This is a genomic window from Dyella terrae (assembly GCF_004322705.1).
In the GTDB taxonomy this organism is placed as follows: domain Bacteria; phylum Pseudomonadota; class Gammaproteobacteria; order Xanthomonadales; family Rhodanobacteraceae; genus Dyella_D; species Dyella_D terrae.
The window spans coordinates 908,860-923,126 of the sequence record NZ_SIZZ01000002.1 but is presented as its reverse complement, the minus strand read 5'-3'; the positions used below and the strand labels follow the sequence as shown (position 1 = coordinate 923,126).

Here is a 14,267-nt window from a genome sequence, read left to right as displayed (position 1 = left end):
GACTGCTCCCAAACTTGCGAATGACGTGGATGCGAAACGACGAAGCGGCGCTGAGCGCCGCCTTGTTTGGTTCAGTGGCGCGGGCTTCTCGCCCGCGCATCCCATCGTGTGGAAAGGCGCTGCACGTTGGTTAGCGACATCAGGTGTACGTAAAGCAAACCGAGCGAGCCGCTGCGCGACAACTTTTCCAGTGCCTTGGCACCGAGCTTCTGCAGGCGGGCTTCGTCAACCACACAGAAGCCACTCAGCGACTGCGGTTCGTTGCCACTGCGTTCTACTTTCAGCGTGCGCTCGATCAGCAGCTTGTGTTCGCGCAGCTGCTGCATCATCACTTCGGTGCGACGCACTTCATTCTGGTAATCGGCAAGGAAACTCACCGCACGCTGCAAAGCAGGGGCGTCGTCGCCGCTTTCCTCGAACAAGGGCAGGCCTTTGTCGTCCGTGGTGACGAAGGCATGTTCCACGCAGACGGTGAAGTCTTCCGGCGACTCGTCCTTGCTGGCCACCACGAACGGGTAGCGACGCAGGAAGGCCGGCACGTAGACGTCGGCTGCCCACTGACCCTGCGCATCGACAAACAGGTTGTCGTCCTTGTCCAGGCCGAGCAACGCGGCCGGCATGCTGGCATCGTCGGGCGTACCGGCAAAAACGATGGGGAAGTCGCGGGCCGCCTGGGCGAATTCAACCGTGGTCAGGGGCACCGAATTGAGGTGACTGGCGAAGCCATAACCGCCCAGCTCGGCCTTGAGGCGCAGGTGCCGGTGCTGGTGACGGTTCAACGCCAGCGGCTGCTCATAAATAAGCAGTTGTTTCATATGGAGTTCCCCTGTAGAGCGGCCAGTCCCTTCGAGTCCGCTCTTCCATATTCCGAGAAATCCATCACACTCGCCCGACATTTCGTCCCGGCCGCGCCAAAAATTTGGCAGCGATGCCGGTGACCAAATCCGTTGGGGTTTTACGCACTACATGGTGAAGGGGTCCCTCGCGCTCGAAAGCGCCACCGTCCGGGGATCCAAGGGGTCAGCATGCAGAGCAAGTCCGCCTTGGCAAGAACCAGCAGTCCTGAAACCTGGCCGTCCTGGCCTGCATCGACGCCGCAAGTCGGCGCCCGAACACGAGTGGACCTTCCGCATCGTGCCTGGCTGGCCAGCCCTGCGCCGCAAGATGTTGCGACACCAGGAGCGGAAGCCGAGCTGCAGGGTCAGATTCGCGCGTACATTCGCGCCTACCTGACGTCGACTTGCCTGGACAGCTCGACGCTGCAACGCACGTTCCGGATCTCGCGCCGCCTGCTGTACCGGTTGTTTGATGATGTCGGTGGCGTTGCCCGGTACATTCGGGAGCAGCGACTCGACGCGGCGTACGCACGACTGATTGCCAATCCCGACTGCAGCATTACCCGTCTGCTCTACGACCTGGGATTCACCAGCGACCGGCAGTTCCAGCGTTCATTCCGGGCCCGGTATGGCATGTCACCCCTGGAACTCAAACAAAGGCAGGGCGAGCGCTCCTAGGCCGTGCCACCCATGTTTCAAGCTTCGACCCCTGGATAAGGCCGTGGACAGACTCGTCCATCAGACGGTGCCAGGCTTTGTGTACGGACGTCTATACGTCCATCGAAATCCTACGTCTCGCAATGATGCCCCGACATTCCGCCAGCGCGGGATGACTGGCCGTGCATGACCGCCTGTCCGTTTGCAGGCCCCGGATGCAAGCGCGCCGCTGCCCTCTTTGGATGCAGGGTAAGCAACCTGCGCAGAATGATCCGATCGACATCCGTGCACATGCTGATGGCCTGTTTCGCGGCAGCCGCGAGAATTTGCCTCTCATTTTCAACGAGGCAAAGTTCATGAAGCCACGCGCTAGCTCATCGCATCAGGCCCGGTTTGTCCAACAGCACCGCGAATGTCAGTCCCCTCGTCGGCGACTCTCCGGTACCGTGAGCAATGGTTCCTTCCAGACACCTGTCGCATCGGGCAGGCCTCTTGGCAAGATGACAACGGGACAGGCCGCCTTGCTCATGCTCATGTTGGCGGGAGTAACCACCGCGCATGCCTTGCCTGCACACCACGGGAGCCAGGTGGGTCGTGGACGGGCCTGTCCCCAACCGCTGTACTCGCGCCCACTGAAGGGCGAGTCAGGAGCGCAATGCACGAACTTCAACCTGGTCGTGGACGACATCTTGCTTTCCCATGCCGATTCGGGGGCGCCCACGGCAGCACAGTTCAACCAAGTCCATCTGGGACGTTTCTGGCAGGATATCAGCGGCGTCATTCCCCGAGGCCAAGATCTTCGCGTCAACGTATTTTCCAAGAGCCAGTTCCGCGCACTTTCCGATGAGCGCCTGGATGGCCGGGTGTCCGCCGACCAACTGTCACGGATCTCCGGCAAGCTCGCCGCGGAAACCCACCACTGCCTGGAACCGACGACCGGCCGGCCGATCGGGGACAAGTGGATGATTGCCGAGGCGCGGCGTGACATGGGCGTGTTCGGCTGGTTCACAGGGGAGCAGGAGGGCCTGTCGCAAATCGGTTTCACGCCGAACGATGGCGCCACCGGCAAGGCTTCGGTGGGTACCTACCAGGACACGCTTGCCCACGAAACCGCCCACGTTCTGGGCACGGGGCGACACGCCGCTCAGGATGCGGTCGCAAGCGATGGCAAACCCGCCCTCATGCGTCCGCATACGGGGTTCTTCGATCAGGAACACTCAATGACGTCCGATACCAAGGCGCAGATTGGCCGTCACTGGCAACGCGGGATGGTCTGACCCGGGGTGTCGGGCGTAAAGGCGAGTGGCCTATGCCCGACGCTGGCGCATGGCCTGCTGTACGGCCGGGTGGACGAAGCCGGAGATATCACCTCCCAGGCGACCGATCTCGCGCACCAGCGATGAGGAGATGAAGCTGTACTGCTCGGCCGGCGTGAGAAACAGCGTCTCCACCTGGGGAATCAGGTGGCGATTCATGCTGGCCAACTGGAATTCGTACTCGAAATCCGAAACGGCGCGCAGGCCACGGATGATCACGCCCGCGCCGATCTCGCTGACAAAATCCGCCAGCAGGCAATCGAAGCCACGCACCTCGACGTTGCGCAGGTCAGCCAGGGCAAGGCGGGCCAGCGCGATGCGCTCGTTCAGGCTGAAGCCCGGGCCGCGACCCTTGTTGGGGCTTTCGGCCACGGCAACAACGATGCGCTCGAACAACGGAGCCGCGCGCGCCACCAGGTCCGCGTGACCGTTGGTTATCGGATCGAAGGTGCCCGGATAGACGGCGAGTCGCGTATTGACCGGTGGCTTGTTCACGATGCGGGACTGCTGGTGGGGAAACGGAGCGGTAGCTTAGAGCGAGGGATCGGTCGCGGCCAGAGGTTTCGCATCCGTACGGCGATAGAGGGCGAACTGCACGTCACCGGCAACGCCTTCGCGGTGGATCACCCAGTTGTCTGGCAGGTCCAGTGGCTGCTGCCTGGGCGACTCCACGTAGATCCACGCGGACGGCGCCAGCCACCCACCTTGCTCCAGCGTACAGGCCAGCCCGGCCCACAGGTTGTCGGCAAAAGGCGGATCGAGGAACACCAGGTCGAAGGGCGTGCCGGTATTGCCCAGCCAGACTTGCGCCGGCGAGGCTGCCACGTCCGCCGTGCTGACCTTCAGGCGTGCCAGGTTGTCCTTCAGGGCCCTGGCTGCCAGCGCATGGCTTTCGACAAACTGCGTTGCTCCGGCGCCACGGGAAAGCGCCTCGATACCCAGCGCCCCCGTGCCCGCGCAAAGATCCAGCACCCGTGCGCCATCGATGACCGGGGCCAGCCAGTTGAACAAGGTTTCCCGCACACGTTCCGGCGTTGGCCGCAGGCCAGGAAGCTCTGGCACGTTCAAGCGCGAGTTCCGCAGCTGCCCGCCGATGATGCGAATGCGACCGGAGGCGCTCATGGGACCCGGTTCTTGCTGGCAACGGCGGTGAACGTCGTCGTCACGGCGCTGAACATCGCCCTTACGGCACAACGGGACCGGGAGACGAAAGTAATCGAACTGGCGCGGGGTGTTAGCATGCGCGGTATTGTCTTTGAATCGTTGCCGCAATGCTCAAGTTCTGGAAAAAGAAGCCTGCAGATACCACTGCGGAGAAGCCTGCAGAGCCGCCAGTTGCGGCCCAGCCTGCCCCGGACCAGGCGGTTGCGCACGACGCCGATGTCGGTTCCATGGACCATACCCGCAGCACCCTGGGCGAGGCCATGGCCGAAGCGGCTCCGCCGGCGGAATCGCTGACCGAGGAGCTGACGTTCGAAGTGCCGGCACCGGGTCCTTCCGCTGACCTGACGCCGGCGCGGCGCGGCTGGCGCGAACGCCTTGCTGGCAGCGCGTTCGCACGCGGACTCTCGTCGCTGTTCACGCGCCATCCGCGACTGGACGACGATCTCCTGGACGAGCTGGAAACCACGCTGATCACCGCCGACGTCGGCGTCGAGGCCAGCACCCAGCTTGTGGAAGACCTGCGGGCTCGCATGCACAAGCGGGAGTTCGCCGATGCCGGTGCCCTGCTGACGGCCCTGCGCAAATCACTGGTGGATCTGCTGACGCCCGTCCAGCAACCGCTGAACGTCGGCGGCCACAAGCCGTACGTCGTGCTCACCGTCGGCATCAACGGCGTAGGCAAGACGACGACCATCGGCAAGCTGGCCCGCCGTTACCGCGACGAAGGCCGCGCCGTCATGCTCGCTGCCGGCGACACCTTCCGCGCCGCCGCCGTCGAACAACTCAAGACCTGGGGCGTGCGCAACGACGTGCCGGTCATCTCCCAGGGCCAGGACGCCGATGCAGCCAGTGTCATCTTCGATGCACTCCACGCGGCGCGCTCGCGCAACATTGACGTACTGATCGCGGACACCGCCGGTCGCCTGCACACGCAGGGCGGGCTGATGGATGAGCTGGGCAAGATCGCCCGCGTGCTCAAGAAGATCGACGCGGATGCGCCGCATGAGGTGCTGATGGTGATCGACGGCACCACGGGACAGAACGCCGTGAGCCAGGTACGCCAGTTCCGCCAGATCGTGGGTGTCACCGGCCTGGTCGTGACCAAGCTGGACGGCACGGCCAAGGGCGGCGTGGTGTTTGCCCTCGCGCGCGAGTTCGGGCTGCCCATCCGCTTCGTCGGATTGGGCGAAACGGCTACGGATCTGCGCGTTTTCGATGCCCAGGCCTATGTCGACGGCCTGCTGCCGGCAAGCATCGGACATGCGTGAGCCCTCGCTTCCACGGCGTCAGGGCTGAGCCGTGCGCCGCTGGCTTCGCGTCACCCTGCTTAGCGCGGCCGCCGTCGTGGCGGTGGTCGTGGCGACGGCGGTCATTTCACTTTACGTCATGCTGCAGCCCAGTCGTTTCACGGCCATGCTGCAGTCGCAGGCCGCCGAAGCCGGCTTGCAGCTTAATCTTGCCAGTCCCGCGAGCCCGACCCTCTTTCCGCGGCCTGCGCTTGAGCTGCAGGGACTGACCCTGAGCGCCAGGGGCGCGACGATGCCAATCCTGCTGGCCGCGCGTGGCCGCCTGCAGTTGCCATGGCGCGCCCTGCTCGGCAATGAAACGGTGATCTCCCGACTGGAGATCGACTCGCCGCGCGTGGACCTCGATGCGCTGCAGGACTGGATCGCTGCGCTGCCGCCGCGCCCCGAAGAAGCGCCACCGGAAATTCCGCGCATCGACGCCGGCGTGCACATCACGCGAGGCAGCGTCGTGCGAGGTAACCAGATGTTGTTGAGCGATGTTTCGCTGGACGCCGGAAGCCTGATCTCGGGTCAGCCCTTCCCTCTGAGCCTGTCCGCCAAGGGCGCGGATGGCACCCCGCTTCAAATGCGCCTCAGCGCGACACCGCGCGTCAAGGGCGACGCGCTTCAACTGAACGATATCGCCCTGCACTTCTCGCAAGGGGCCATCATGACCCTGCAGTTGTCCGGCCAGGCCCGCTGGCACGGCGCCGCCGACGCGTCGCTTAGCCTGGCCGGTACGCTGGATCACGCCGATGCGGGGAGCTACAACACCTCTTTTGTTCTCACCCCGGCCAACGACGTGGATCCGCTCTTGCTGGCGGTGAAGCTGGACGGGCCTGAGAATCACGCCGACCTGCGCATTCCGCCCATCGCGCTGGCCGACTGGTGGAGCCAGCTCGACCATCCCCAGGGCCCGCGCCTGAGCGTCCCGCCCGGTAGCGGTCAGGCCCAGATTGCCAATCTGGACATCGGCGGCATGAACGTCGAGGGCCTGACCATCCAGACCGGCGTTGAGCCCGAGCCGCCCGCCGCCAGCGAAAAAGCTACGACCACCAAGGCCGCGGGCGGCAAGTCGACGAAGAAGCCATGAGCAAGCCAAAGAAGCTTTCCTTCGCCGACCGGTTGCTGGGGTGGTTCGACGTGCACGGTCGCCATGACCTCCCCTGGCAGTCACCACGCGACGCTTATCGCGTCTGGCTGTCGGAGGTGATGCTGCAGCAGACGCAGGTCGCCACTGTCATTCCTTACTTCGATCGCTTCATCAAGGCATTGCCGACCCTGCCGGACCTGGCTGAAGCCGACGAAGACACCGTGCTCGCCCTGTGGTCCGGCCTGGGCTACTACCGCCGAGCCCGCTTTCTGCACGCCGCCGCCAAACAATGCGTTGCCCTGCATGGCGGTGAGCTGCCGCGCGATTACGACGCGCTGGCGGCATTGCCCGGCATTGGTCGCTCCACGGCGGGCGCGATCCTGGCGCAAGCGCATGGCCTGCGTTTTCCGATCCTCGACGGCAACGTCAAGCGCGTCATGACCCGATTCCACGGCATTCATGGCCATCCGGGCCAGAGCGCGATCGAAAAGCAGCTATGGGCGCTGGCGGATAAACACACACCGGCAGCGAGGGCAGCCGACTACACGCAGGCCATCATGGATCTGGGCGCCACGCTGTGCGTACGCAGCCGACCCGCCTGCGAGGAGTGCCCGATGTCGGTCGATTGCGTGGCCTTCCGGGACGATCTCACGGGGCAACTGCCGAGCACGAAACCCGGCAAGGTCACGCCCACGCGCCAGACGGTGATGCTGGTCCTGCGCGATGCGCAGCAGCGCGTCTTGTTGGAACGGCGCGGCGAGCAAGGCGTCTGGGCGGGCTTATGGAGTCTTCCGGAAGCACTCGACAGCGAGGACGCCTGGAAAGCGGCGGAACGCCTCGCGCGCATCGATGACGCGCGCGCGCTGGCGCCCTTCACGCACGTCTTCAGCCACTACAAGCTCAAGGTCGAGCCACTGCTGTTCGATGAGGCGACAGCACATGCTGCCATCGCCGATAATCCCCGCTTGCGCTGGTGCGATACCGGCGACATCGCTGCGCTGGGCCTCCCTGCCCCCGTGCGCAGCCTGCTGCAAAGTCTTTGAGGACACCCCATGAGTCGCATCATTCATTGCGCCAAACTCGGCACTGACGCCGAAGGCCTCGATTTCGCCCCCTGGCCGGGCCCGCTGGGTCAGCGCATCTACGCGGAAATCTCCAAGCCCGCGTGGCAGCAGTGGCTGGCCCACCAGACCATGCTGATCAACGAGTACCGCCTGAACCCGCTCGATCCCAAGGCTCGCCAGTTCCTCAGCGCGGAAATGGAGAAATACCTGTTTGGCGGCGACGTGGCCCAGCCGGCCGGCTACACCGCCCCCGACGCGGAATCTTGACGGCGACCGCCACATCCGGTTTAATGCACGGCTCCACGCGGTAACGATGACCTAAACGGTCATTGGCCCATGGCCGAGTAGCTCAGTTGGTAGAGCAGGGGATTGAAAATCCCCGTGTCGGCGGTTCGATTCCGTCCTCGGCCACCATCGCATTCAACAAAAAAGCCCATCCGACTGGATGGGCTTTTTTGTTGGTCGGCTTCCCGATGCGATGAAGCAGGCTCAAATGCACCCGCGCGCATCTTCGACGAACGCATCGGCCTTGTCCTTGGGCCACGCATCCGAGTGAATGTCTACGTTGGTCAGCGAATCGGTGGTGATCGCATCCAGCGTGGCAGCGGTCTTGCCTTTTGCCGTGACGGTGATGCGCTTGCCATTGGGCGCATCGGCGACCGCGAGGTGCGCCGAGCGTCCCTCCCACTTCGTGGCGACACATTTGACGTAATCGGCAGCCGTCCTGCCCGTCTCGCCGTGATAGATCGACTTCGGCTCGCTGGCCGTGGACGTGACGGAATAGCCGACCAGGGTGATGGCGACGGCCATCGAAATGATGCGGAGCATGTGCACTCTCCCAGAAGTGGATGACGCGCCGGGTCTCGCGAGAAGTTGCGACTCCGGACGGGCGACATATAGCCATCCAAACATCAAATTCAAATGATGATGCGCCACTTTTCACGGCATCCAGTATTTCTACTGATGACTCGACCGTAGTTTGTCGGATCGATGGACGAACATCGTCAGCCAGACTACAGATTGTCGATCCCAAGGCCATGCGTACCCATGCTCGCCCTGCTCATTTCCCTGGCCATCTTTATCGCTGCATGCGCCAGCCTGCACGCTGGCCGGAGCATCGCCGCCCGCATGCCACAGGTTCACCTGACATACGAGGCGCAGAAGTCCGCACAGTTCGGCATTGGCATGATGGCGACACTGATGGCCCTCGTACTGGGCTTCATGGTGACGTCCGCGCGCGCTACGTTCGATCGCGCCAATGAAGATGTCATTGCCGTGGCTACGAACCTCGTGCTCGCCGATCGTGCACTTTCCGGATATGGCGAACAGGCGCAACCCATGCGCGTACAGTTGCGCCATTTTCTGGACACTGCCGCTTCGGGGCTTGAGGCAGATGACAAGACGCGCGGCGTGATCTTCCGCACGCCGCACACCAATCTCAGCCTGATCACGCAACTGCAGGGCAACATTCTCACGCTGGAACCGCACAGCGATGCGCAGCTGTGGTTTCGTGGCCGGGCACTTCAGCTGACCACTGATCTTGCGCACGCACGCGTGCTGACGTCGGAAGACGGGCACTCCTCGGAGCCCGTCCCCCTTCTGTGCGCGATCGGTGTGTGGGTCGTACTGATCTTCATCGGTATCGGCATCTACTCCACTCATAACCGCGCGGTCATGGTCGTGATGTTGTTCTGCGCACTGGCTTATGCAGGCGCGATCTTCCTGATCCTCGAACTGGAAGATCCCTACGGAGGCATCCTGCGGGTTTCGGGTGAACCCCTGTTGCACGCCACGGCTGAGCTGAAGCTCTGATGCCTGCACTATCCGGCGCCGGCCGACGGCGGCGTGGAAGTTTGCGCGAGCTGCCAGTCAAACCTGTCCTCCCTGTTGCGGCTGCGTGGCAGATCGCCACTGACCCGAACGCCCGGAATCGGCTCCCATGGGGTGGCACTCCATACTTCGCCAGGCGCCCAGGGCAAGGCTCCTGCCGGTCCCGCCACGTCGACGGGCACGACAGGCCGCGTAGGTAGCGGCGGCGCATAGCCCCATTGGAATGGATTGTTTGCGGACGTCAGGGCGAGCCACTCCTGATCGACTGGTGAGTACCAGTCATAGCCTCCGACAGATCGTCTGAAGGCGATCTGATGGCCCAGCGCATCGCGGCGATGCATTTCCTGACGGAACCTGTCGCGGTAGCTCGGTGCGGGACAGATGATGTCGAGCCAGGGATCGTAGACAAAAAGGCTCTCCCACCCCGGCTCACCGAACGAGGCGCTTGGCATTCCGGAAGGCACCGCCCCAACCACCACGAAGGTGTGCGCCCCGGGCATTTGCCAGGTCACCGCCGCGCCACCCGCGTCCACAATGGCGCGTGCCGCTGTCAGCGCCAGGTCATCGCAGTTGCCGGCACCCGCGGCCAGGACGATGTCGTAATAGTTTGGACTCCTCTCCCGCGCTTCCAGCGTAGCGGCGTTGGCGCTCCCCGGTGGTCGGTAAAGGATCGAGGCAGCGGGATCGGTGCGTTCCCGATAGATGGCCTGCACAAACAGGACCATCGGCACCGCGCGCGCCTGCCTTGAATCATTCGGACCGCTTCGAATGTTCGCCATGCGTATCCCCGTGGCACGAAGGTGCCCTTCCAGCATCTGACGCGCTCCATTCGCGAAGTGGCTGTTGAAGGCCAACGTGGACGCGCGCGCGCTTTGCGGCGCAGGCGAAATCGCCACCATGTGACTTGGTGAGGCATGCGCGTCGATGTCCATGGGGTGCCAATCCCCGATATGACGAACCAGGGCTTCTCTCGTCACCCGCTCATCCAGGAACCGCGAGTACTCCCATCGAATCCTCTCCACCTGCTGAGGACTCCACCCGCGACTGACCATCAGGTCACGCAGCTCCTGGATTTCAGGAATCCTGATAAACCATTGCGGCATCGGTGCGGCGGAGCGCCCTCTGGACAAGGCATCCCAGAGGTGGACATGCTGGGAGATCATGTCCTGATGTTGCTCCCAGCGTAACCTGCGGAACCTCAGCGTCGTGTGACTCAGGTCGGCCACTGGGGTCGGCGAATCCGGCATCTCGAACTCGCCCTCAAGAAACTCGCCCGGCATCGGCTGACCAACGAGGCGAAACCGGCGTTGACTGATCCAATGACCCGTGAAACGAATGATGCGTTGGTCGTTCACTCCCTCCACGACGCCATCGAGCATCACGGTGACGGTCATCTGCTCGATCTCATTGGCCCACGCCACGGTTCCGGGAACCATGCTCGTCACACGTCCAAAATGCGGCTGGAAGACGATCCGACCTGTAACCACCTCGCGCGGCACAAGCGTTTCGCCACCTCCGGTGGCACCTGGCTGCATTTCGCGCGAAAGGCCGGTGGTGTGATTGATAACGATCAGCCGATGGTTATGTGCGTAAAGCGACCCTTCGGCCATTTGTTGAGGAAGAATGATCTGGTGATTCAGGGACTGGGCAATGTAGTCATCGACGGTCTCGAGATTGTTTCGAATGGCTGTTTGTAGCTGCGTGCACCGTCCATCCCTCCTGATTCGCTCCTGCTCGCAGGTCGCCGCGCCGGTACTCATGAGTGCCGGCTCGCGCGGTTCCTGCAGGGAGCTCCTACGGAAAGCCGGATGGGAAAAGGGAAACAGAACGACGGCGTTTGGTGCAACGAGGTAGATCTCACCCAACTGTGCCATGGACGGCTCACGAGACACCGTGACATGCCGGATGCGCGCATCCACCTGGCGGGCGAGTCCAGCAATCAACTGCTCGGGCGAGGCCTCATACCACGAAGTGACCACATCGCAATGAATCTTCGTCGCCACCTTTTCGAACCCGGGCGGAACCGCGGCCACCAAGCGCATCTGGCGATCTGACCGATACTCAACCAAGGCGACGGCCAGTGCCTGATCATCGGGCAGACGATGCCTCAACGCATGCAGCTGGGCGCGCGTGACCCTGGCCATGTCGACCTCGGTAGAGCGAATCGAAAGCCCGTGATGCTGGGGCCTCCCCTCCGACCTGGTCAGCGCCAGGGGACGCGGCTTCTTCACGAATGAAAAGAGCTCGTCAATCCCTCCTCTGAAACCGGCGTTGCGCATCGCCTTTATGAAAGTAAGCGCATGCGACGCCGACACCTGCGTGCCGGATTCCTCGAAAGCGGCCGTCAATGATGCCACTTCCGTTGTTTCGATCAGGGGCGGTACGTAAGCGGAGCGCGACATCTGAATGGACCACTGTCCGTCACTGCCCCGCGCCATGGGAGGCCCACCGAATCCTGCGCGCCAACCGTCCGCAGACTTGGTCAGCGGCAAATAACCCATGGACGTCTTGAGGACAAACCCGCCATCGATGGCCCGATAGACATCGGGCGTGGATGTCGATGTCAGATGAACCGGATTCATCTCCTTGAAGGCGTGTGCGAACCAATACTGTTCAGCGCGACCGGGGACAAACGTCCAGTTCGGCGGCAGCACCTGCACGGCTTCGCGCGTTGCCCACCTTCCCTTTCCAAGATCCACCAAGGGGCTTCCGAAGGGCCATCCGCCGGGCGTCCTGCTCAGATACGTTTGGTTCCGGTGACGGCATATGGCGACATCTTCCTGATCATTGACCGTTGCGATCCCATCGGAGTCTCGCATCTTGTCCGCTGAAGAATTCCCAGGCTCAAGCTTCCACATGCCCTTCGTGGCAACCAGCGATCCGTCGCCGGACTCGTACGGCAAATGCGGCTCGATATAGTCATCGACGCACGTCGGGCGAGACTTGCCCCCCGTACCGTCGACGATCCATGCATCCCGATCAGAAAAGTAGCGGAAGACCAGGCGCTGCCTGAACTCATAAATGTCGCCCATGACCGGGTTGACCAGACCCACCCCGATCTCTGTCGACGTGCCGTCACGCACGCCCACGCCGAGGTCCCGCCGCCAGGCAGGACGCAAAAGGCGCCCTGCCTCTCGCAGGGCAATGTCTTGCGTCATCGGCACCTTGTCGGCAATCGGCAGCGCCTTGAGGAAATACCTCAGGTATCGCTTTCGCACTTCGGCCGATGGCTCGAATCTCATGATGTGAATGTCCTCCATGACGCGATGCTTCACTTCGCTGGCCGCATGCATGGACCAATCCCCCTCCACGGATTGTGGCGAAACCCTTATCAGCTTGCGCATGCCTTCTTCGCCACTTCGTTTGGCGAATTCAACCAGCATCGAATCGACACTTCTCCACGATATCTCTCGATCCAGAATGCCAAAACTGAGCGCAATCTCCTGGGGCGCGCTCGCAGCCTTCTTCACCACCCATGCCGCCATGTCCTCATGCGACCGGAACTCGATCATGAACTCCCGTGTGTGTGGCGCCACCAACATCAACGTCTTTCCCGCTTCAAACACATAAGCGTCCGTCGCCTGATGGCCGTCGATTTCGAGGTGCCTGACGCCAATAGCGGCATTCGCGAATGCACTCGGACATGCTTCGCCGATCACGGCAAGAACAAGCGTTCGCGCGAGATTGGAAAGCTCATGGCTCGGCTTCTGCTTCACGATGTGGGAAAGCTGCTTCTTCAGATATCCGGCATAACTGGACAGATGATTCGACCAGTATCTTTGAAGATGGATTTCGTACGCTTGAAGAAAATCGCTTTCCCTGAGTTGCCGGATCAGGTCGGCGGCATGGATCTCCTCACGATTTGGATCACCGTAGAAAACCGCATCGTCCGACAGATAAATGCCAGAGAATTTGTTCAAGTTGTCCGTACTTTCTTCGGATGTCTGCGAATCGTGCGTGATGGGCATTTGCCACAGACGTTCGGATCGATCGGGAAAGCCGAAATGGCTCCATACCCCGGGCGCCGAATCATCGAGCTGAGCGTTCTTGAACGTATTGAAGAAGCGCTCCACGGGATCGAGTGTCTGCCCCAGCCGCGCCAAGGCGGATGCTGCGGTTTGATTCGCCAGCGCCTGGATATGGGGAAAGTCGTTCTGGATGTGCTTCAGTGCGTTGATGTACTGACTCGACTTGAGCGGTCCGTCGCGTGGCGGTGGCGCTGCATGCGGAAAGGTGTCGTCGCCGTCCGCGGGACCATCAATGCATCGAAAGTCGACGCCTGCCGTTCCGGTGGAACTCCAGGAATCGGGGCAAATGGAAATCACCGCTTTCGCCTGGGCGGGCTGCCCGTTCTGCCCTTTCCCGGAAGCGAGCGACTGCGCGCCGGACACTGCACCTGGCGTGGATGCATTACGGCGATGGCGCGGCCTGCGTCCCCCACTCAGGGAAATGGGGTCCCGCTCGCCAGGCCAGCCGTAACTGGCATCGGCACGCTTGATGGATCGGATGACGTGGTCGCCCAGTTTATGCAGATGGCCTGACGCAGGCCCCTGCCCGGACACGCTCCTCACCGGAGACATGCCATCCAGGCCCGACTGATTCATCGCCAAGCGCGGTTGATTGAATATCGTGATGGCCGGCACGGGAAGCTCCTTGAAGTAGTGAGGCGTCTTTCATCATTGGCAAGGACTCCTCTTCATCGACTGACTGAATAGCGATGGGGTCCGCTCACAAAGCGTGCCGGGCTGGCCTGTACTGTTTCCGTATCCGGTGTGAGCCCTGCATTGCCTGCGAATGAAGTCCTGGCGCGGCCAACGTTTTGCGCAGCCATGCAGACTCCGCCGACAAGCACGTGCACTTCCATGAGGTACACAACCGGTGCACTCGAAGCCGACCGTTGAGCATCGCCCCTCCATCGGAGTCACGACACATGCGCCATGCCACAGCAAGGCTGGCAACGGTCTGGGGCCAATGATGAACGGCAGCAAGGTCAGCAACCTTCATGCTGAAGGCTTGAGTGA

Annotated in this window: 12 protein-coding genes and 1 tRNA gene; 8 read left to right on the top strand and 5 right to left on the bottom strand. The window is 62.5% G+C overall.

Annotation, left to right across the window (positions count from 1 at the left end; translation table 11 throughout):
- Positions 1-71 precede the first annotated feature (71 nt).
- Positions 72-815, bottom strand: a complete 744-nt coding sequence (locus EYV96_RS14895; protein WP_165488691.1) for a SapC family protein — start codon at positions 813-815, stop codon at positions 72-74.
- 210 nt (positions 816-1,025) lie between these two features.
- Between EYV96_RS14895 and EYV96_RS14890 the strand changes: the two genes are divergently transcribed.
- Complete coding sequence (locus EYV96_RS14890; protein ID WP_131152314.1) at positions 1,026-1,514, top strand: helix-turn-helix domain-containing protein; 489 nt, start codon at positions 1,026-1,028, stop codon at positions 1,512-1,514.
- Between the two features lie 194 nt (positions 1,515-1,708).
- Positions 1,709-2,770, top strand: a complete 1,062-nt coding sequence (locus tag EYV96_RS14885; RefSeq protein WP_131411383.1) for a hypothetical protein — start codon at positions 1,709-1,711, stop codon at positions 2,768-2,770.
- 30 nt (positions 2,771-2,800) lie between these two features.
- On the opposite strand, the gene coaD is transcribed toward EYV96_RS14885, so the two are convergent.
- Both coaD and rsmD read right to left on the bottom strand, forming a co-directional pair.
- Complete coding sequence (coaD, locus tag EYV96_RS14880; protein ID WP_131152312.1) at positions 2,801-3,304, bottom strand: pantetheine-phosphate adenylyltransferase; 504 nt, start codon at positions 3,302-3,304, stop codon at positions 2,801-2,803.
- A 36-nt stretch (positions 3,305-3,340) separates the two neighbouring features.
- Positions 3,341-3,931, bottom strand: a complete 591-nt coding sequence (rsmD, locus tag EYV96_RS14875) for a 16S rRNA (guanine(966)-N(2))-methyltransferase RsmD (RefSeq protein ID WP_131152311.1) — start codon at positions 3,929-3,931, stop codon at positions 3,341-3,343.
- A 149-nt stretch (positions 3,932-4,080) separates the two neighbouring features.
- On the opposite strand from rsmD, the gene ftsY reads away from it, so the two are divergent.
- The 5 genes from ftsY (at position 4,081) to EYV96_RS14850 (ending at position 7,830) form a co-directional block, all read left to right on the top strand.
- Complete coding sequence (gene ftsY / locus EYV96_RS14870) at positions 4,081-5,241, top strand: signal recognition particle-docking protein FtsY (RefSeq protein ID WP_131152310.1); 1,161 nt, start codon at positions 4,081-4,083, stop codon at positions 5,239-5,241.
- Positions 5,242-5,272: 31 nt separating this feature from the next.
- Positions 5,273-6,352 carry an AsmA family protein gene (locus EYV96_RS14865; RefSeq protein ID WP_131152309.1) on the top strand — a complete coding sequence of 360 codons (1,080 nt, stop codon included), beginning with the start codon at positions 5,273-5,275 and terminating at the stop codon, positions 6,350-6,352.
- Complete coding sequence (gene mutY, locus EYV96_RS14860; protein WP_131152308.1) at positions 6,349-7,395, top strand: A/G-specific adenine glycosylase; 1,047 nt, start codon at positions 6,349-6,351, stop codon at positions 7,393-7,395. The genes EYV96_RS14865 and mutY overlap by 4 nt, the downstream gene beginning before the upstream one ends.
- Positions 7,396-7,404: 9 nt before the next feature.
- Positions 7,405-7,683 carry an oxidative damage protection protein gene (locus EYV96_RS14855; protein ID WP_131152307.1) on the top strand — a complete coding sequence of 93 codons (279 nt, stop codon included), beginning with the start codon at positions 7,405-7,407 and terminating at the stop codon, positions 7,681-7,683.
- A 71-nt stretch (positions 7,684-7,754) separates the two neighbouring features.
- Positions 7,755-7,830, top strand: a tRNA-Phe gene (locus tag EYV96_RS14850).
- A 75-nt stretch (positions 7,831-7,905) separates the two neighbouring features.
- Here EYV96_RS14850 and EYV96_RS14845 read toward each other — a convergent pair.
- Positions 7,906-8,244 (bottom strand): hypothetical protein, encoded by a 339-nt coding sequence (locus EYV96_RS14845; RefSeq protein WP_131152306.1) that lies wholly within the window; start codon positions 8,242-8,244, stop codon positions 7,906-7,908.
- A 219-nt stretch (positions 8,245-8,463) separates the two neighbouring features.
- Here EYV96_RS14845 and EYV96_RS14840 point away from each other — a divergent pair, with 219 nt between their 5' ends.
- The gene (locus EYV96_RS14840; RefSeq protein ID WP_131152305.1) at positions 8,464-9,228 is read left to right on the top strand and encodes a bestrophin-like domain; all 765 of its coding nucleotides are present in this window, start codon (positions 8,464-8,466) and stop codon (positions 9,226-9,228) included.
- An 8-nt stretch (positions 9,229-9,236) separates the two neighbouring features.
- On the opposite strand, the gene EYV96_RS14835 is transcribed toward EYV96_RS14840, so the two are convergent.
- The gene (locus EYV96_RS14835) at positions 9,237-13,889 is read right to left on the bottom strand and encodes a dermonecrotic toxin domain-containing protein (RefSeq protein ID WP_131152304.1); all 4,653 of its coding nucleotides are present in this window, start codon (positions 13,887-13,889) and stop codon (positions 9,237-9,239) included.
- Between the last annotated feature and the right edge of the window lie 378 nt (positions 13,890-14,267).

Excerpts from the sequence above, each read along its gene's own strand:
- EYV96_RS14895 (WP_165488691.1), bottom strand. The coding sequence starts at position 815 with ATGAAACAACTGCTTATTTATGAGCAGCCGCTGGCGTTGAACCGTCAC.
- EYV96_RS14890 (WP_131152314.1), top strand. The coding sequence starts at position 1,026 with ATGCAGAGCAAGTCCGCCTTGGCAAGAACCAGCAGTCCTGAAACCTGG.
- EYV96_RS14885 (WP_131411383.1), top strand. The coding sequence starts at position 1,709 with ATGCAAGCGCGCCGCTGCCCTCTTTGGATGCAGGGTAAGCAACCTGCG.
- rsmD (WP_131152311.1), bottom strand. The coding sequence starts at position 3,931 with ATGAGCGCCTCCGGTCGCATTCGCATCATCGGCGGGCAGCTGCGGAAC.
- ftsY (WP_131152310.1), top strand. The coding sequence starts at position 4,081 with ATGCTCAAGTTCTGGAAAAAGAAGCCTGCAGATACCACTGCGGAGAAG.
- mutY (WP_131152308.1), top strand. The coding sequence starts at position 6,349 with ATGAGCAAGCCAAAGAAGCTTTCCTTCGCCGACCGGTTGCTGGGGTGG.
- EYV96_RS14855 (WP_131152307.1), top strand. The coding sequence starts at position 7,405 with ATGAGTCGCATCATTCATTGCGCCAAACTCGGCACTGACGCCGAAGGC.
- EYV96_RS14845 (WP_131152306.1), bottom strand. The coding sequence starts at position 8,244 with ATGCTCCGCATCATTTCGATGGCCGTCGCCATCACCCTGGTCGGCTAT.
- EYV96_RS14840 (WP_131152305.1), top strand. The coding sequence starts at position 8,464 with ATGCTCGCCCTGCTCATTTCCCTGGCCATCTTTATCGCTGCATGCGCC.